This window comes from Natribacillus halophilus (genome assembly GCF_900100185.1).
GTDB classification, from domain to species: domain Bacteria; phylum Bacillota; class Bacilli; order Bacillales; family Marinococcaceae; genus Natribacillus; species Natribacillus halophilus.
In genome coordinates this window covers 1-16,125 of the sequence record NZ_FNEN01000014.1, presented here as the reverse complement: position 1 = coordinate 16,125, position 16,125 = coordinate 1, and the positions used below count along the sequence as shown (strand labels likewise).

Sequence of the window (16,125 nt, the reverse complement as noted above, 5' to 3'; positions counted from 1 at the left end):
AGAGATGTTAGGAGAGGTAAGATGGATTTAATTCTCATGGGGCTACCGGGAGCCGGAAAAGGCACACAGGCCTCAACCATCAGTGAAAAGTACCATATCCCGCATATATCGACCGGCGACATGTTCAGAGCCGCGATCAAGAATGCAACCGAACTCGGCGTGCAGGCGAAGCGTTATCTCGATGCCGGAGAACTTGTGCCCGACGAAGTCACCGTTGGAATCGTTCGTGAGCGCCTCGCTGAAGACGACTGTGCAAAAGGTTTTTTACTTGACGGCTTTCCGCGTACGATCCCGCAAGCGGAGGCGCTGGAAGATATTCTTGCTGATTACAACCGTTCGATTGACTATGTGATCAACATTGAGGTCCCTAAAGAAACGCTGGTCAAACGTCTGGCCGGACGACGCGTATCACCGACTTCCGGTGAAACGTATCACGTGGATTTCAATCCTCCGAAAGTCGATGGCATTTGTGATGTGGATGGCAGCGAGCTCATCCAGCGTGATGACGATAAGCCGGAAATGGTGGAAAAACGTTTGGACGTGAACATTGAACAGACGCAACCGCTCATCGATTTTTACAACCAAAAAGGTTACCTTCGGAATATCGACGGCGATCAAAAGATCGAGCGGGTTCATGAGGATATCGATCAATTGTTGGAAGGTTTGCATGCATGATCATTCGTAAAACGGAGCGGGAGCTAAAGATTATGAGGCGCGCCGGTGAAATTGTCGCGCTGACCCATCAAGAGCTTGAGCGTCATATTCAACCGGGGATAACGACCGGTGAACTTGACCGCATGGCGGATGAGTTTATACAATCGTATGATGCCGTTCCTTCATTTAAAGGCTACCATGGATTTTCCGGAAGCATATGCACTTCCGTTAATGAAGAACTTGTTCACGGAATTCCGGGAAATAGGACATTAAAAAACGGAGATGTCATTTCCATCGATATCGGAGCGAAAATTCAAGGTTACCATGGGGATTCGGCATGGACCTATCCTGTCGGGACGATAACAACCGAGAATAAACAACTTTTGGATGTCACCCGGGATGCCTTATACAAGGGACTCGCGGAAGCGAAACCGAATGATCGACTCTCTAATGTCTCTCATGCGATACAGACATTCGTGGAGAAGCATGGGTTCTCGGTTGTCCGGGAGTATGTAGGTCATGGCGTTGGTCAAGACTTACATGAAGACCCTCAAATCCCGCATTTTGGCCCCCCAGGGAAAGGGCCGCGCTTAAAGCCCGGAATGGTGCTTGCCATCGAACCGATGGTGAACATGGGTGAACGCTATGTCCATACCCTGGAAGACAATTGGACCGTGGCTACAACGGACGGAAAAAGCTGTGCACATTTTGAACACACGATTGCAATGACGGAATCAGGGTATGAGATTTTGACACAAGCCTGAGGCGAGGAGAATGGCGATGCGTAAAGCGGCGAGTATGCCTGAACTCGGGGAAGTTGTGCAGACGCTCACTGGTCGTGAAAGTCAGCAATTTTTCATCGTTATTGCAATTGTCGACGAACATTTTGTCCTCTTGGCCGATGGTAACCGACGAATGTTCAAACGTGCCAAGAAGAAAAATATCAATCATATTCGACCGTGCACGTTTGTTTCCCGGGAAGTCAAAAATAGCCTGGAAGAGACCGGTCGTGTAACCAATGCCAAATTGCGCCACGGGTTGATGCAATTTCGTAGAGAGCAACCTGATATTAGGAAGGGAGGAGAGTAAATCCATGGCCAAAGATGATGCGATTGAAGTCGAAGGCACCGTCGTCGAGCCTTTGCCAAACGCTATGTTCAGAGTGGAACTGGAGAATGGTCATCGAATACTCGCGCACGTTTCCGGTAAGATCCGCATGCACTTTATTCGCATTTTACCCGGTGATAAGGTTACTGTGGAACTTTCCCCGTATGACCTTTCTCGTGGACGAATCACTTACCGCTATAAATAAACATTATGAGGCATCTGGTCGTCATGAAGGAGGGAAAGAAAATGAAGGTCAGACCTTCCGTAAAACCCATTTGTGAACGATGTAAAATCATTCGCCGTAAAGGTACGGTTATGGTGATTTGTTCAAATCCGAAGCATAAACAAAAACAAGGTTAACATTAAAGGAGGTGCATGTTTGTGGCACGAATTTCAGGAGTGGATATTCCTCGTGACAAACGGGCGGTCATTTCACTCACTTACGTTTACGGAATTGGCAAGAGTCTCTCGCAAGAGATTCTTACAGAAGCTAATGTACCCGCGGATACACGGGTTCGTGATCTCACGGATGAAGAACTTGGCCGGATCCGCACGACTGTCGGAAACTATACGGTTGAAGGGGACCTTCGCAGGGAAAAGTCACTCAACATTAAACGGTTGATCGAAATCGGATCTTACCGTGGCATTCGTCACCGTCGTGGCCTTCCTGCCCGCGGCCAAAGCACGAAAAATAACTCCAGAACCGCAAAAGGCCCCCGGAAAACGATTGCGAACAAGAAAAAGTAAAGGAGGTTTGTAAAAGATGGCCAAACCGAAAACAACAACCCGCAAACGTCGCCAGCGTAAACAGGTGGATTCGGGTATCGCGCATATTCGCTCCACATTTAACAATACGATCGTTACGATTACAGATATGCAGGGGAATGCATTGTCATGGGCAAGTGCCGGCAACCTCGGTTTCAAGGGCTCCCGTAAATCGACGCCATTTGCCGCGCAGATGGCAGCTGAAACGGCCGCAAAAGCCTCGATGGACCATGGACTGAAAAACGTGGAGGTCGCTGTCAAAGGGCCCGGCGCCGGTCGTGAGGCCGCGATCCGTTCTCTGCAGGCGACCGGTCTTGAGGTTAATGTCATCCGTGATGTGACACCTGTGCCCCACAATGGTTGCCGCCCCCCGAAACGTCGCAGACTATAACAGTGTCAAGGTTTTAAAACCCTGCGCCCTGTCAATAATGGTTAGACGAGATAAGTACCGAATGAGGTGCCTGCAGTCACCTGCCATAAAATATGCGCCAAAGCGTGCCATACGGATGTGACGTTTTGAAGGAGGGTATCATTTAGATGATCGAAATCGAAAAGCCGAGCATTGAAACGATTGAAGTCAGTGAGGACACCAAATACGGGAAGTTTGTTGTCGAACCGCTTGAACGCGGCTATGGCACAACTTTAGGGAACTCTTTGCGTCGAATACTGTTATCCTCTCTGCCGGGATCAGCGATCACCAATGTTCAGGTCGAGAATGCCCTGCACGAATTCTCAACGATCGAGGGTGTCGTGGAGGACGTTACGACGATTATTTTGAACTTGAAAAGCCTGGCCCTTAACATTCATTCCGATGATGAAAAAGTGCTTGAGATTGATACGAGTGGCGAGGGTGTCGTAACCGCCCAGGATATTAACCACGATAGTGATGTCGATATTCTAAATCCTGAACTGCATATCGCCACGTTAACGGAGGGCGCTCAGTTTCATATGACCATGACCGCTAAACGAGGGCGAGGATATGTTCCCGCTGAAGGAAATAATCATGAGGATTTGGCCATCGGTGTCTTGCCGATCGACTCTATTTTCACCCCGGTTGCAAGGGTCAACTTTCAAGTGGAAAATACGCGTGTCGGCCAAATTACAAACTATGATAAACTCACCCTTGATGTCTGGACGGATGGAAGCATTCGCCCTGAAGAAGCGGTATCCCTCGGTGCCAAAATCATGAATGAGCATTTAAGTATTTTTATCGGTTTGACCGATCAGGCCCAAAACGCGGAGATCATGGTAGAAAAAGAGGAAGACCAAAAAGGAAAAGTGCTGGAGATGACGATTGAAGAACTTGATCTCTCCGTCCGTTCTTACAATTGTCTAAAACGCGCCGGCATTAATACGGTTCACGAGCTCACGCAGAAATCCGAAGAAGATATGATGAAAGTGCGCAATCTTGGACGTAAATCGTTGGAGGAAGTACAGGAAAAACTGGGAGACCTCGGTCTCGGCCTCCGCAACGAGGATTAAAGTGAGCAAGTTTGCGCAAAAGGAGGGAAAGGGACTATGGCTTACAAGAAGCTGGGAAGAGATAGTTCGGCACGAAAAGCATTATTTCGTGATCTCGCGACGGATCTTTTGATCAACGAAAGGATCGTGACCACGGAAGCAAAAGCAAAGGCGCTTCGTCCGCTCGTTGAAAAAACGATCACACACGGCAAGAAAGGCACGTTGCATGACCGTCGCCAAGCGGCAACCTTTATTCGTAATGAAGCCGCCGATGAAGATCAGGATGCCATTCAGAAATTATTCGCTGACATTGGCCCACGCTATGAGGAACGGCAAGGTGGATATACACGCATTATTAAAATGGAGCCACGTAAAGGGGATGGAGCTCCGATGGCCGTCATCGAGCTCGTTTAATATGCGAGAGGGCAGGACGATTCCAAAGTCACTGTCCTTTTTCGTGTTCATCTATTGTTAACCTTTACGATAAAATGGTTAACAAGAAGCGGCGATATATGATATTATTTTGCTTATGGATGTGCCGCCGTACATATCCCGGTTTGGATTGGAGGAGCGAGGCGTGCAGCCCATCATCGATTGTCAAAACCTGTATTTTCGTTATCGGGAAGAGCAGGATTGGATTTTACAGGATTTTCACTTGCAATTATATAAAGGGGATTGGCTGGCTTTGTTGGGTACGAACGGCTCCGGAAAATCCACATTTGCCCGCACGCTGAACGGGCTTTTGCAGCCGGAGAGAGGGACAGTGGAGGTTGCCGGCTATCAGCTCGATGACGAGGAGAGCATTTGGACGGTCCGCCAGAAAGCAGGCATGGTTTTTCAAAACCCGGACCACCAGTTTGTTGCCGCCACCGTTCGGGACGATATCGCTTTCGGACTGGAAAACGCCGGTATCCCCCGGACCGAAATGATCGAACGCATCGAGGAATCTTCGATACGTGTCGGCATTGCCGATAAGCTGACGACCGAGCCTCACCGCCTCTCAGGAGGGCAAAAGCAAAGGGCGGCCATTGCGGGCATTCTCGCCTTGCGTCCGGATATTATGATCTTTGATGAAGCAACGTCCATGCTGGATCCAAAGGGCCGGGGAGAAGTGATGCAAACGATGGCCGAGTTGAACCGGGCCGGGATTACGATCATCATGATTACGCACGAGTTGGAAGAAGCGTTGCAGGCCGAGCGGATCGTGTTTATGGAACAAGGAAAAACGGTACGGGATCAATCCACGCATGAATTTTTCCAGGATCCGCAGTTTTTATTGTCGCGGGGCTTTTATCTGCCGTATTTTTTGGACATGCAGGTGGCCTTGCAGGAACAAACCGGGGTCTCCCTGCGCCCTTTGGCGTTAAGCGAACAGGAGTGGGTGGAACGTCTATGCACATCGCCTTTCAAAATGTAAGTTATTCATACATGATCGGCTCTCCTTTCGAGAAGCAGGCGCTTGCGAGCGTGAACGCCCATATCTCCTCCGGCTCATTTACAGGCGTCGTGGGTAGTACGGGATCGGGAAAGTCAACCTTAATGCAATTGATTAACGGGTTACTGCTCCCGACCTCCGGAGAAGTACAACTTGGAGATGCTCGTCTACATCGGAAAACGAAGCGTAAAGAAGTCAAACAAATGCGGAAAAAAATCGGGATGGTCTTTCAGTATCCCGAACATCAGCTGTTTGGGTCCACCGTTGAAGAAGACATGTTGTTCGGCCCCAGGCATCTGGGCATGGATGTGAATAGCATTCGCAAACGGCTCCCGGCGCTCCTTGATATCGTCGGTATCGGCGAAGATGTGCTACCTGTTTCGCCGTTCAGTCTCAGTGGCGGCCAAATGAGACGAATCGCCATCGCCGGGGTGCTGGCCACCGATCCGGAAGTATTGATCCTTGATGAACCGGCGGCAAGCCTCGATCCTGCCGGGCACCGCGCGTTGCTCGATGTATTAAAAACCTGGCATGATGAACGTGGATTGACGAGCATCCTTGTGACGCATGATATGGAAGATGCCGCCCGTTATGCCGATGACATTATCGTCATGGGACCGGCCGAAAAACCAGTAACAAGCGGCCCTCCCGCGGAGGTATTCAGGCAAGTCGAATGGCTGTCCGATATCGGTTTGGCGGCGCCGCCATCGATCCGGATCGCCCATGCCTTGCAAAGTGCAGGCTGGGACATCCGCGATACCTTGTTGGAGCCGGAAGCAATGGCCGCTGTCGTAGCCAATCAATGGACGAGGGGCAAAAAAGAGGGATAAAGCCATGCTGCAAAACATCGTGATCGGACAGTATATTCCCGTGGATTCCCCTTTGCACCGTTTGGATTCAAGGGCGAAAATTCTTTGTTTACTCGCCCTCGCTGTTATCGTTTTCCTGGCCAATGAATTCTGGAGTTACACTGCGCTAGTGACTACCGTTATTCTGTTTGTCGTGCTTTCGCGCGTGCCTTTGAAGTTTTTTCTCAAAGGGTTATTGCCGATCTTTATCTTGATTATTTTTACGTTTTTTCTTCATGCTTTTTTTACGAATGAAGGAGCGGTCCTGTTTTCGGTTCTTGGCTTTTCTGTCTATAGTGGCGGCATTGAGCAAGGGGTATATATATCCGTGCGAATTGGTTCGCTCGTCGTCTTCGCGTCGCTCTTGACGCTCACCACAACGCCGATTGATTTAACCGATGGCTTTGAATCCTTTTTGCGCCCTTTTAAGCGTTTCGGGCTCCCGGCCCATGAAATGGCCTTGATGATGTCGATCAGCATTCGCTTGATCCCGACGCTGCTTTTGGAAGCCGACCGCATATTGAAAGCACAGGCGGCGCGCGGGGCGGATTTTGCCAAAGGCTCGTTGAGGACACGTCTGGAGACGCTGACGGCGTTTATCATTCCGTTGTTCGTCCGCTCCTTTAAACGCGCCGAAGACATGGCGACGGCGATGGATGCCCGCGGCTATCGCGGCGGGGAAGGAAGGACGAAATTACGGGTGCTAAAGTGGCGGGCGCGAGACACGATCGCCTGTATTATCGTTGCCGGCGTTGGCGTTGTCTTAGCGTTACTGCGTGATTTTTAGAGGGGGCGGCTTATGGCACGATGGAAGGCAATAGTTGCGTATGACGGGACGGATTTTTCCGGCTGGCAAGTACAACCCCATAAGCGCACCGTACAAGCGGAGGTCGAAAAAGGCTTAACGAGGCTCCATAAAGGGGAAAAAAAGAAAGTGGTTGCCTCCGGACGCACGGACGCGGGCGTCCATGCTCGCGGCCAAGTCATTCATTTCGATTCCGCCCTGCAGATCCCTGGCTCACGCTGGCCAAGTGCCTTCGCGTCTGTTTTGCCGTCAGATATCCAGGTGCAGGCTGCAGAGCGCGTCTCAGATGATTTCCACGCGCGTTTTGATGCTACGGCCAAGGAGTATCGGTATTTTATCCGGATCGGACGTATGCGCGATTTGTTCCTGCGCAACTACGTCCACCATGTATATGCGAACGACATCGACCATGGGGCGATGCAAAGGGCCTTACGGGCACTGGAAGGTCGCCATGATTTCTCGGCTTTTTGTGCGAGTCAAACCCACGTTCAGGACAAGGTGAGAGAGCTGACGACGGTCACATACACACAGACGGGCGAATACGAGGGGTATTTTCGTTTTTACGGCGAAGGGTTTCTTTATAATATGGTCCGGATCATCGTCGGCACAGCTATCGATATCGGTTTGCATCGACTGGCGGTAGCGGATATGGAACGCATACTACATTCCCGGGATCGTCGGCAAGCTGCACAGACGGTACCTGGCCAGGGATTATATCTGTGGTCGGTTGAATACGAAAGACGCTCATAACACGGGATGCACCGAATTTTTTAATTGACATTTACCACCGCGTTGTTATACGATATAAGTTGGCATTTCATCCGCCACTAGCCCGCAGCTACGAGATGATGAACGAAAAAATAAATGATTTTGACAAACCTGCGAAAAAAGGAGGGTGTCCTCTATGCGTCAGACATACATGGCGAAAGCAAATGAAATCGACCGCAAATGGTACGTTATCGATGCCGAAGGAAAAAGGCTCGGGCGTCTCGCGAGCGAAGTCGCAGCCCTTTTGCGTGGCAAAAATAAACCGGAATTCACACCGCACGTGGATACGGGCGACAACGTTATTATTATCAATGCCGAGAAAGTGGAACTCACCGGCCGGAAGTTAACGGACAAAATGTATTATCGCCACAGCGGTTATCCCGGTGGCTTAAAAGAGACGAGAGCGATTGACATGCGCAAAAATAAACCGGTGAAAATGGTTGAGCTCGCTGTCCAAGGTATGCTCCCCAAAAATGCGCTCGGTCGCCAAACCTTTAAGAAACTACACGTTTATGAAGGCCCGGAACACAAACACCAGGCACAAAAACCGGAGGTTTACGAACTTCGCGGCTAACAAAAAGGAGGGATTACATTGGCATCGTTGCAATATTACGGAACAGGCAGACGTAAAAATGCCGTAGCACGGGTTTTCCTTTCCCCCGGAAACGGAAAAGTCACCATCAATAAACGAGACATGGACGAATACTTCGATCATGAGACCCTGAGAACCGTCGTTAAAAAACCGCTTGCGGAAACAGGCACGGAAGGTCAATATGATATGAAGATCACGGCTAAAGGTGGCGGTTACACCGGACAGGCCGGAGCCATTCAGCTTGGTGTCGCCCGCGCTTTATTGGAAGTGGACCCGGATTACCGGAAAGTCCTCAAGGACAATGGCTACCTTACGCGCGATTCCCGCATGAAGGAACGCAAGAAATACGGTCTTAAAGGCGCCCGCCGCGCACCGCAATTCTCGAAGCGTTAAGAGAGCACTCCCCTCTTTGCTACTGTGTGAGCAGAGGGGTTTTTTCTTTGATCAAACGTTTGTTTAAGGTGACAGAAAGGGATGAGCGAGTGATGACGTTTTGGACCAGTTATTCGCCTGTGCTCGTCGGTGTGATGATCGCTGCCATGATGTTGGTGCTATTTCAGCAGGTCTGGATTCTTACAGTGGTCTTTTTTGTTTTTACGGTAATCACTTTCTGCATTTATTACCGTGTTGAAAACGATCGTCTGCTTATCTACATAGGCCCTTTCCGAACAAAATCCGTTAATATTGCCAACATTAAATCCATTGTCAAAACCAACACCGTCCTTAGTGCCCCCGCGGCTTCTGTGCGTGATCGTATCAAGGTGAGGAGCGAATTTGAAATGCCGGTGGTCATTTCCCCAAAGGAGCGGAATGCATTTCTGGAAGCATTGTTGGAGGTTGACCCTTCGATTCAAATCGATGAGCATGTATGGAAAATGGATGATTGGTCTGGATAAGGCGCCCTCCCATTCCCAGACATGTTTGCTCCGGCAGAGCTGTATACTAATGATGAGGGGGGCAAGCATGGGGTCAGTCGTATCATTTCAAGAGCAGAAGCGGTTGAAGGACTGGGAAGTGGAGAAGAAGCTATTGCACACTTTAAGCATGGAAGATATGGTCTATGCTTCCGAAAAATACCTTATCCCCGCGTGCGGATCCTTTCAGTTTCGCCACTCCTTTTTAGAGGAGATCTGTATGGACGTGGCCATCGAGGCTTTTATCACCGCTGCCAAAAGAGGGCTGTCTGTAGCGAGAACGGGAAAAGACAAAGCCATTAACGATGACGATGAAGCGCAGATCAGACAACGCGCCCATGAGCTGGAAATGTTCATGAGTGACTGGATTCAGGAAGAGCACATCGATCATCGTAAGATAGCTAACGGCGCGGATGCTTACGTGCGTCACTGGTGGCAAGTCGGTTTCGCGACGGGCAAAAATCGAGTGCAACTTCGCATTTAGGCGGGCATATGCCCGTCCTTTTTTTCATATAGTGAATTATCCCTGAAAAAAGGATGTCTTCCTCATGAAAAAAAAGCTCTGGCTTGCTTCTCCGCTTTTAGCGCTTTTTATGGTTATCGTTATGTATAATATTTTTTCCGCTGAATGGACAGAAAATACGAGCGGATTACATTTGCCGTTAAGCGGGCAAGTCATTGTGCTCGACCCGGGGCATGGCGGTGTCGATGGAGGGTCGAGCTCACAGGACGGTTTAATGGAAGATGAAGTGGCTTTAGAAATTTCTTTTAAACTTAGGGATTATTTACAATCGGCAGGGGCGCTTGTGCTGATGACACGAGAAGAAGACACTGATTTGGCAGCTTCTTCTACAGAAGGCCTGCGAAGCCGTAAAGTGGAAGATTTACAACAACGGGTGCAATTGATCAATGACTCCGGCAGTGATTTTTTTATCAGCTTGCATCTTAATGCCGGCTCGGCCAATTGGCGCGGAGCGCAGACCTTTTATAATCCGGCCTCTACGGAAAGTCAACTGATGGCCGAAAGCGTCCAGGCGGAGATGACGCGCCAACTGGAAAATACAAACCGCAAAGCTTCAGGTGTGAGTAACATTTACATGCTTGATTATACGGATATTCCCGGATTGTTGATTGAAGCGGGTTTTCTCTCCAACCCTGAAGAAGCCGGGAGATTGGGGGACGAGGACTACCAGGAGCAAATGGCTGCCTCCATTTACCAGGGGCTTCTGCATTACACCGATACCGAGGAATGAATGCGTGCAATTATACCCGATTCCAGAGGTGTGATACAATGGGGATATTATCAGCCTTAAAGGAAGGTGACCCTATTGTTACAAGAGCAAGACGTTATAGAGGCATTGAAATCGATCCAGGATCCCGACCTCAATAAAAGCATTGTCGACACCGGCGGGATTCGGGATATTCGTATAAAAAACGAAGACAACGTGAGCTTAAAGATTGCTTTGGCGAGAACCGGCACCGGGGAGCAAATGAAGGTGCAGCAGGATATCGTAGCGGTTGTCAAAGAGGCCGGTGCTTCCCAGGTCGGCCTTCGATTTGAAGAGCTTTCCAAGGAGGAAGTCGAAGAACACGGCGATCTGCAACAAGAACAAGGCGGTGAAGAAGGCGGCGGCATACTGAACGATAATACGGTGAACTTCATCGCTGTTGCCAGTGGTAAAGGCGGTGTCGGGAAATCGACGGTTACTGTCAATCTGGCGGTGGCGCTCGCCCGGGAAGGCAAGAAAGTCGGCATTATCGACGCAGACATATACGGATTCAGCGTTCCCGATATGATGGGCATTGAGAATCGTCCCACCGTGGAAGGAGAGAAAATACATCCCGTCGAGCGTTACGGTGTAAAAGTCATTTCCATGGGCTTTTTCGTCGAAGATAACGCTCCGGTCGTTTGGCGCGGGCCGATGCTCGGGAAAATGTTGACCAACTTCTTCAATGAAGTGACCTGGGGAGATCTGGATTATCTTCTCCTGGACTTGCCTCCCGGAACAGGGGATACCGCCATGGATGTCCATTCGATGCTTCCGGAGTCCGAAGAAATCATCGTTACCACGCCGCATGCGACAGCCGCATTTGTGGCCGCACGTGCGGGGGCGATGGCGATTAAGAGTAACCATCGCATCCTCGGCGTCGTCGAAAACATGGCTTATTATGAAAGCAAAACAGGCGAAAAAGAGTATGTATTTGGCCAGGGCGGTGGCGAACGTTTAACCGAAGAGTTGAAAGTGGAAATGCTCGGCCAGGTCCCGCTGGGCCAACCGACGATCGATGATGACGATTTTGCTCCGTCCGTCTATGAGCGGGAACATCCGATTGGAAAAATGTACGAAAATATCGCCGCGCGTGTGATCGAAAAGAAAGAACCTAAAGAGGAACGGGTAAAATCGCCGTTTGAATAATACAGTGAGGTGAGGCCAATGGCCTCACCTTTCATGTTAATTGCCGCCACCGCCACTGTCACTGCCCCCATTGCCGCTGTCGTCTTGATTGCCCTCTTCCTGACTGCCGCCACCGCTGCTATCATCCTGTGAACCGCCGCCACCCTCTTGTTGTTGCTGTTCGATTAAGTCGGAGAGCTGCTGTTGGAAATTAGGGTTATCAAACGCTTCTTCGATGGCGGTCTGCATCTCTTCCCGGAACGTTTGGCTTTTCAATAATTGAACATGCTCTTGCTGCATTTCGGGGTCCTGCAGCACTTCCATCATCATATCCTGATATTCCGGATCCTTCATTAAACGTTTTAATATATCTTCATTTTCCTGTTGCATGCTGCTGGCAATGTTTTGTTGAAACTCAGGCTGTTGCATCACTTCCTGAAAGTATTGCTGGCCGTCGTCTGATGTCAATGTTGTTTGCACCGTATCCTGGACGAATTCTTGCTCCATAAGTACGGATTCCTGAAAATCTTCCTCCGTTAAAATCTCCTCCAGAGCGGCTTGTCCATCCTCGGTTTTTAACACATCGATGACCATTTCTTTTGTCTCTTCGAAGTCCTGGGAATCAGCACCGCCTGATCCGCCTTGATTTTGTAAGGCTGCACAACCTGTTACAAATGTAAAAAGGAAAATAAGGAAAAGGGCTCGCTTTACATCCATGCCGTTGCTCCTTTCCGATGTTTTTCTATACTATGAAGCATTCGGTGACAAATTATGCAACGGCTGGTTTTTTGCGATTGCGGTTGGTACAATCAGAGTGTTGGCGATTCCCGTAAGTAAGGAATGATTATTTGAACACCAAAAAAGTGGTTTTTTTATTTTTCTCGACGATGTTTTTAGGTGCCATGGGTGGTGCGATCATTGGCGCTTTGTTATACGATCCTCTGTTTGCAGAAGGCGGGTTTTGGAATTTCATTTTCGGCGTTCTGTGGTTATTGGGGATTGGCGCGGCGGTCAGTGCTACGGCGCAAATGGGCTATTTTGCGTATTTGCTCTTAAATCGTCTGGCCTTATCGCTATTTAAGACGAAAAAGCTTTGGAACCGGGTGCAGATCTTTTTAATCGCTTTTGTCTTCTTCGATTTGTTTTATTTTCGTTATCTTGCCTATGCAACCGGGGATGAAACGATGGGGGGATACTTGATCACCCCGACGCTATTACTGATTTATGCCGCGCTTGTCGCGTACTTTAAGCAACGGGAGACTCATCGCGGTGCGTTTATTCCGGCCTTTTTCTTCATGTATGTGATTACGACGATCGAATGGCTTCCGGCTCTGCTTGTGACCGAAATCAATGATAGTGTATGGCTCTGGATTTACCTGACGCCATTGTTGGTGGCGAACACTTATCAGTTGATGGCTCATCATCGTATACAGGAGAATGCATAAGTTTATAGAGACCCGTGTGGGGGAAGGGTAAAAAGAAATGCGAGACTTGAACAGAGGAGATGCGCGACTATGGCAAAAGAGGTCTATGATCTCATCGGCATTGGTATCGGCCCGTTTAACCTCGGCCTTGCCGCTTTAATGGAAGAGGGGGCTCCCCATTTAAAGACTCGTTTTCTTGAACAGGAGCCCACATTTGAATGGCATCCGGGGATGCTCATCGATCAGACGGATTTACAGGTGTCTTTTTTAGCGGATTTAGTCACCTTTGCCAACCCGAAAAGCAAGTATACATTTTTGAACTATTTGCATAAGCATGGGCGCTTGCTGTCTTTTTATTTTTTGAAGAAATTCAATATCCCGAGGCACGAGTACAGTATGTATTGTCAGTGGGTCGCCCGAAGCCTGTCCAACTGTACGTTCGGGTATGAAGTGACGAATGTGACTTATGATGCCGGGGATGCTCATTACAGGATCGAAGGCAAAAACGCGGAGACGTTATACGCCCGGCATGTTACGCTCGGAACGGGGAGTATCCCCATGATCCCTCCGCCTCTGGAAGGAAAGACGAATGAGGACATCATTCATTCAAGTGACTACTTATATCATGAACAGGAACTGAAATCCGCGAACGCGATCACCGTCGTCGGTTCGGGCCAAAGTGCCGCCGAGGTCTTTTATGACTTATTGGAGGAGCAAGAAAGGTATAACTATAAACTGACGTGGTATACGCGCTCCCCCGGTTTTTTTCAACTGGAAGAAAGCAGCATAGGGCAAGAATTGTTTTCACCGGAGTATGTGGATTATTTTTACGGACTCCCTTATGAAGAGCGACAGAATGCGTTGGCGGTTTTAGGGCCTCTGCGCCATGGCGTTCAGGAAAAAACATTACTGAGCATTTACGAGCTCCTTTACCATCGCTCCGTCGAACGGAAACGCTCGCCGGTGAAAATCCAGGCGCTAACAGAAGTGGAGGGCGTCTCGGCCTCCGGTGAGAATTATCTGCTCTCTTGCCGCCAGTGGCAGAAAGGGCAAACATTCGAGCACCCCACCGATAAGGTGATACTCGCTACCGGCTATAAGCCACTCGTCCCGGAATGGATCGAGGCGATGAGAGATGAGCTGGAGTGGGAGAGCGAACAGGAATTTAAAGTGACTAGAGATTATCGTCTCGTATTCAAGGATGAGCGGCCTAATCATTTGTTTGCATTGACGAATCTGGAGCATACTCATGGGACGAGCGCCACAAATCTTGCCCTGTCGGTAAAAAGAAATCAACATATCGTTAATGTGCTGACAGGAGAGGAAACGTACCCCGTCTATCGCGACAATCTGTTCCAGCAATTCATGGAAGGCGGCGACGGGGAATCTCCGGAGTGGTGAGCGTTCGCTGCTATAAGGCGGTGATTACAACTCCTCGTAATCTGTCTCCGCCCCGCTCATGAGCATCTCTATGGACGTGAGGCTGTAGTCTTCATCTTCGAGTGCCTCGATGATTTCCGGCAAGGCGTCTGCGGTTTGTTTTGCCGAATCAGAGGCATCGAGCATAACCACATCCCCCGGCTCCACATCTTCCATTAAATTGACAACAATCTGGTCGACGCCCGGGTTCTGCCAGTCCTTGCCGTCAGCGCCCCAATGAATAACCGAGTAATCCATCTGTTCTGCAGCTTCCAACACTTCCGTATTGAAGATGCCTGCCGGAGGACGAAAGAAAACCGGGGGTTCACCCGTCGCTTCTTCGATCGTGTTGTGCCCTTCGCGCATATCCCTTCGCATGTCTTCATTTTCCTGATCCGTGTAAGGTTTGAAATGATACCCGTAATTGCCGATATCGTGACCTTCATCAAGCATCCGCTCAAGCAATTCCGTATGCCGTTCCGCCCACACCCCGGAAACGAAAAAAGTCGCGGTCGTGTCATTTTCCTGAAGTGTGTCCAACATGGGTTCCACATGCTCCTCGCCCCAGCTTACATTGAAAGTTAAAGCAATCTCCCGGTCATCGGTCTCTGCGCTCGAAAATGCCGATGGTTGATCCTCCTCGGAAAACACCGCGATAAATGGCCTTTCCAGCAAAATCAAACAAGCTGTACAAAAGGCAATGGCTACGATAAAAAAGTACTGTGAACTTTTTTTCCTGGTGAATGCCCAAAATTGTGTCACTCTTCTCCCCCTTTTACAAAATCCATTCCGAACACTGGGATATATATATGCGAAATAGGACAAGATATAACTAACGATTCTGTAAATGGAAAGGGGTTTATCATGTTCGGGGTAGCGTTAAAGGAAAAGGAAGCAGAAGAAATGATCTATCTGTTAAAAAGGGAAATGGATGAAGTGCTTGCTGACTTGTATGATGATTCTGTGGAAGGGTGCGTCAAACAAGCGATCGAGGAAAAATACACCATCTTGTTCAATGTTTATCGCCGAATGGTTCCCTCTGAAGAGAGCGTAAAGTACGATTTATATTTATTGAAAAAAAATAATAGCAAACCCCTTGCATGATTTTCGTAGAGATGATAAATTAATAATCCGTCGCAATCAGTCAGGCTCTCATAGCGATAAAGCCTGCAAAAATCAATCGAAAAAAATGATTGACATTATGATTGTGCGGTGATATGATGAATAGTGGCGCTCTCAACAGGGGATGCCGACATTTGCCCTTTGAAAACTGAATGAAAGCCAAGCGTAAGAAGAATGAATCAAGCCAGCGCAACGCACACCCCCGTGTGCGAAGCGGAACTTTTATGGAGAGTTTGATCCTGGCTCAGGACGAACGCTGGCGGCGTGCCTAATACATGCAAGTCGAACGGTCTAGAGGTGAGAGTTGAGAGGTGAGAAGTGAGCTGTCGTAGACATCGGCAGAGCCGATGTCACCTAAATCCCACTTCCCATTTCCCACCTCTCACTTCTAGACAGTGGCGGCCGGGTGAGTAAC

24 protein-coding genes and 1 rRNA gene are annotated in these 16,125 nt (G+C 49.2%); 23 read left to right on the top strand and 2 right to left on the bottom strand.

Going from position 1 to position 16,125, the window contains the following annotated elements; genetic code table 11:
- Positions 1 to 21: 21 nt before the first annotated feature.
- The 19 genes from BLS58_RS13270 (at position 22) to BLS58_RS13180 (ending at position 11,766) form a co-directional block, all read left to right on the top strand.
- Positions 22 to 675 (top strand): adenylate kinase, encoded by a 654-nt coding sequence (locus tag BLS58_RS13270; RefSeq protein WP_090399282.1) that lies wholly within the window; start codon positions 22 to 24, stop codon positions 673 to 675.
- Entirely contained in the window at positions 672 to 1,418 is a 747-nt protein-coding gene (gene map / locus BLS58_RS13265) for a type I methionyl aminopeptidase (protein ID WP_090399281.1), read from the top strand. The genes BLS58_RS13270 and map overlap by 4 nt, the downstream gene beginning before the upstream one ends.
- Positions 1,419 to 1,434: 16 nt before the next feature.
- Positions 1,435 to 1,743: a KOW domain-containing RNA-binding protein gene (locus tag BLS58_RS13260; RefSeq protein WP_090399280.1), complete on the top strand. Its 309-nt coding sequence runs from the start codon at positions 1,435 to 1,437 to the stop codon at positions 1,741 to 1,743.
- Positions 1,744 to 1,747: 4 nt separating this feature from the next.
- Entirely contained in the window at positions 1,748 to 1,966 is a 219-nt protein-coding gene (gene infA, locus BLS58_RS13255; RefSeq protein ID WP_090399279.1) for a translation initiation factor IF-1, read from the top strand.
- 41 nt (positions 1,967 to 2,007) lie between these two features.
- Entirely contained in the window at positions 2,008 to 2,121 is a 114-nt protein-coding gene (gene rpmJ / locus BLS58_RS13250) for a 50S ribosomal protein L36 (RefSeq protein WP_090399278.1), read from the top strand.
- 21 nt (positions 2,122 to 2,142) lie between these two features.
- Positions 2,143 to 2,508, top strand: coding sequence for a 30S ribosomal protein S13 (gene rpsM / locus BLS58_RS13245; protein ID WP_090399335.1), 366 nt, complete (start codon positions 2,143 to 2,145; stop codon positions 2,506 to 2,508).
- Between the two features lie 16 nt (positions 2,509 to 2,524).
- Entirely contained in the window at positions 2,525 to 2,917 is a 393-nt protein-coding gene (gene rpsK / locus BLS58_RS13240) for a 30S ribosomal protein S11 (protein WP_090399277.1), read from the top strand.
- Positions 2,918 to 3,063: 146 nt separating this feature from the next.
- Positions 3,064 to 4,008, top strand: coding sequence for a DNA-directed RNA polymerase subunit alpha (locus BLS58_RS13235; protein WP_090399276.1), 945 nt, complete (start codon positions 3,064 to 3,066; stop codon positions 4,006 to 4,008).
- A 36-nt stretch (positions 4,009 to 4,044) separates the two neighbouring features.
- Entirely contained in the window at positions 4,045 to 4,401 is a 357-nt protein-coding gene (gene rplQ / locus BLS58_RS13230; protein WP_090399275.1) for a 50S ribosomal protein L17, read from the top strand.
- A 163-nt stretch (positions 4,402 to 4,564) separates the two neighbouring features.
- The gene (locus BLS58_RS13225; protein ID WP_245723177.1) at positions 4,565 to 5,404 is read left to right on the top strand and encodes an energy-coupling factor transporter ATPase; all 840 of its coding nucleotides are present in this window, start codon (positions 4,565 to 4,567) and stop codon (positions 5,402 to 5,404) included.
- Positions 5,380 to 6,252, top strand: a complete 873-nt coding sequence (locus BLS58_RS13220) for an energy-coupling factor transporter ATPase (protein ID WP_090399273.1) — start codon at positions 5,380 to 5,382, stop codon at positions 6,250 to 6,252. The genes BLS58_RS13225 and BLS58_RS13220 overlap by 25 nt, the downstream gene beginning before the upstream one ends.
- 4 nt (positions 6,253 to 6,256) lie before the next feature.
- Complete coding sequence (locus tag BLS58_RS13215; RefSeq protein ID WP_090399272.1) at positions 6,257 to 7,057, top strand: energy-coupling factor transporter transmembrane component T family protein; 801 nt, start codon at positions 6,257 to 6,259, stop codon at positions 7,055 to 7,057.
- A gap of 12 nt (positions 7,058 to 7,069) precedes the next feature.
- Entirely contained in the window at positions 7,070 to 7,825 is a 756-nt protein-coding gene (truA, locus tag BLS58_RS13210) for a tRNA pseudouridine(38-40) synthase TruA (RefSeq protein ID WP_090399271.1), read from the top strand.
- A 154-nt stretch (positions 7,826 to 7,979) separates the two neighbouring features.
- Positions 7,980 to 8,417: a 50S ribosomal protein L13 gene (gene rplM / locus BLS58_RS13205; RefSeq protein ID WP_090399270.1), complete on the top strand. Its 438-nt coding sequence runs from the start codon at positions 7,980 to 7,982 to the stop codon at positions 8,415 to 8,417.
- An 18-nt stretch (positions 8,418 to 8,435) separates the two neighbouring features.
- Complete coding sequence (rpsI, locus tag BLS58_RS13200; protein WP_090399269.1) at positions 8,436 to 8,828, top strand: 30S ribosomal protein S9; 393 nt, start codon at positions 8,436 to 8,438, stop codon at positions 8,826 to 8,828.
- A 47-nt stretch (positions 8,829 to 8,875) separates the two neighbouring features.
- Complete coding sequence (locus BLS58_RS13195; protein ID WP_090399268.1) at positions 8,876 to 9,331, top strand: PH domain-containing protein; 456 nt, start codon at positions 8,876 to 8,878, stop codon at positions 9,329 to 9,331.
- 67 nt (positions 9,332 to 9,398) lie between these two features.
- Positions 9,399 to 9,833 (top strand): DUF2521 family protein, encoded by a 435-nt coding sequence (locus BLS58_RS13190; RefSeq protein WP_090399267.1) that lies wholly within the window; start codon positions 9,399 to 9,401, stop codon positions 9,831 to 9,833.
- A gap of 64 nt (positions 9,834 to 9,897) precedes the next feature.
- Positions 9,898 to 10,602 carry an N-acetylmuramoyl-L-alanine amidase CwlD gene (gene cwlD / locus BLS58_RS13185; RefSeq protein WP_090399266.1) on the top strand — a complete coding sequence of 235 codons (705 nt, stop codon included), beginning with the start codon at positions 9,898 to 9,900 and terminating at the stop codon, positions 10,600 to 10,602.
- Positions 10,603 to 10,677: 75 nt separating this feature from the next.
- The gene (locus tag BLS58_RS13180; RefSeq protein WP_090399265.1) at positions 10,678 to 11,766 is read left to right on the top strand and encodes an Mrp/NBP35 family ATP-binding protein; all 1,089 of its coding nucleotides are present in this window, start codon (positions 10,678 to 10,680) and stop codon (positions 11,764 to 11,766) included.
- Positions 11,767 to 11,802: 36 nt separating this feature from the next.
- On the opposite strand, the gene gerD is transcribed toward BLS58_RS13180, so the two are convergent.
- On the bottom strand, positions 11,803 to 12,462 hold the full coding sequence (gene gerD, locus BLS58_RS13175; RefSeq protein ID WP_090399264.1) for a spore germination lipoprotein GerD: 660 nt from the start codon (positions 12,460 to 12,462) through the stop codon (positions 11,803 to 11,805).
- Positions 12,463 to 12,593: 131 nt separating this feature from the next.
- On the opposite strand from gerD, the gene BLS58_RS13170 reads away from it, so the two are divergent.
- Both BLS58_RS13170 and BLS58_RS13165 read left to right on the top strand, forming a co-directional pair.
- The gene (locus BLS58_RS13170) at positions 12,594 to 13,190 is read left to right on the top strand and encodes a KinB-signaling pathway activation protein (protein WP_090399263.1); all 597 of its coding nucleotides are present in this window, start codon (positions 12,594 to 12,596) and stop codon (positions 13,188 to 13,190) included.
- 69 nt (positions 13,191 to 13,259) lie between these two features.
- A complete protein-coding gene (locus tag BLS58_RS13165) occupies positions 13,260 to 14,570 on the top strand; it encodes a lysine N(6)-hydroxylase/L-ornithine N(5)-oxygenase family protein (protein ID WP_090399262.1) in 1,311 nt (436 codons plus the stop codon).
- A gap of 24 nt (positions 14,571 to 14,594) precedes the next feature.
- Here the strand turns inward: BLS58_RS13165 and BLS58_RS13160 are convergent, their stop codons facing one another.
- Positions 14,595 to 15,350 (bottom strand): polysaccharide deacetylase family protein, encoded by a 756-nt coding sequence (locus BLS58_RS13160; protein WP_176764751.1) that lies wholly within the window; start codon positions 15,348 to 15,350, stop codon positions 14,595 to 14,597.
- Positions 15,351 to 15,452: 102 nt separating this feature from the next.
- Here BLS58_RS13160 and BLS58_RS13155 point away from each other — a divergent pair, with 102 nt between their 5' ends.
- Positions 15,453 to 15,692 (top strand): hypothetical protein, encoded by a 240-nt coding sequence (locus BLS58_RS13155; RefSeq protein ID WP_090399260.1) that lies wholly within the window; start codon positions 15,453 to 15,455, stop codon positions 15,690 to 15,692.
- 239 nt (positions 15,693 to 15,931) lie between these two features.
- Positions 15,932 to 16,125, top strand: a 16S ribosomal RNA gene (locus BLS58_RS13150); the annotation flags it as partial.

Coding starts and splice junctions, on each gene's coding strand:
- BLS58_RS13270 (WP_090399282.1), top strand. CDS start 22: ATGGATTTAATTCTCATGGGGCTACCGGGAGCCGGAAAAGGCACACAG.
- map (WP_090399281.1), top strand. CDS start 672: ATGATCATTCGTAAAACGGAGCGGGAGCTAAAGATTATGAGGCGCGCC.
- BLS58_RS13260 (WP_090399280.1), top strand. CDS start 1,435: ATGCGTAAAGCGGCGAGTATGCCTGAACTCGGGGAAGTTGTGCAGACG.
- infA (WP_090399279.1), top strand. CDS start 1,748: ATGGCCAAAGATGATGCGATTGAAGTCGAAGGCACCGTCGTCGAGCCT.
- rpmJ (WP_090399278.1), top strand. CDS start 2,008: ATGAAGGTCAGACCTTCCGTAAAACCCATTTGTGAACGATGTAAAATC.
- rpsK (WP_090399277.1), top strand. CDS start 2,525: ATGGCCAAACCGAAAACAACAACCCGCAAACGTCGCCAGCGTAAACAG.
- BLS58_RS13235 (WP_090399276.1), top strand. CDS start 3,064: ATGATCGAAATCGAAAAGCCGAGCATTGAAACGATTGAAGTCAGTGAG.
- rplQ (WP_090399275.1), top strand. CDS start 4,045: ATGGCTTACAAGAAGCTGGGAAGAGATAGTTCGGCACGAAAAGCATTA.
- BLS58_RS13220 (WP_090399273.1), top strand. CDS start 5,380: ATGCACATCGCCTTTCAAAATGTAAGTTATTCATACATGATCGGCTCT.
- BLS58_RS13215 (WP_090399272.1), top strand. CDS start 6,257: ATGCTGCAAAACATCGTGATCGGACAGTATATTCCCGTGGATTCCCCT.
- truA (WP_090399271.1), top strand. CDS start 7,070: ATGGCACGATGGAAGGCAATAGTTGCGTATGACGGGACGGATTTTTCC.
- rplM (WP_090399270.1), top strand. CDS start 7,980: ATGCGTCAGACATACATGGCGAAAGCAAATGAAATCGACCGCAAATGG.
- BLS58_RS13190 (WP_090399267.1), top strand. CDS start 9,399: ATGGGGTCAGTCGTATCATTTCAAGAGCAGAAGCGGTTGAAGGACTGG.
- cwlD (WP_090399266.1), top strand. CDS start 9,898: ATGAAAAAAAAGCTCTGGCTTGCTTCTCCGCTTTTAGCGCTTTTTATG.
- gerD (WP_090399264.1), bottom strand. CDS start 12,462: ATGGATGTAAAGCGAGCCCTTTTCCTTATTTTCCTTTTTACATTTGTA.
- BLS58_RS13165 (WP_090399262.1), top strand. CDS start 13,260: ATGGCAAAAGAGGTCTATGATCTCATCGGCATTGGTATCGGCCCGTTT.
- BLS58_RS13155 (WP_090399260.1), top strand. CDS start 15,453: ATGTTCGGGGTAGCGTTAAAGGAAAAGGAAGCAGAAGAAATGATCTAT.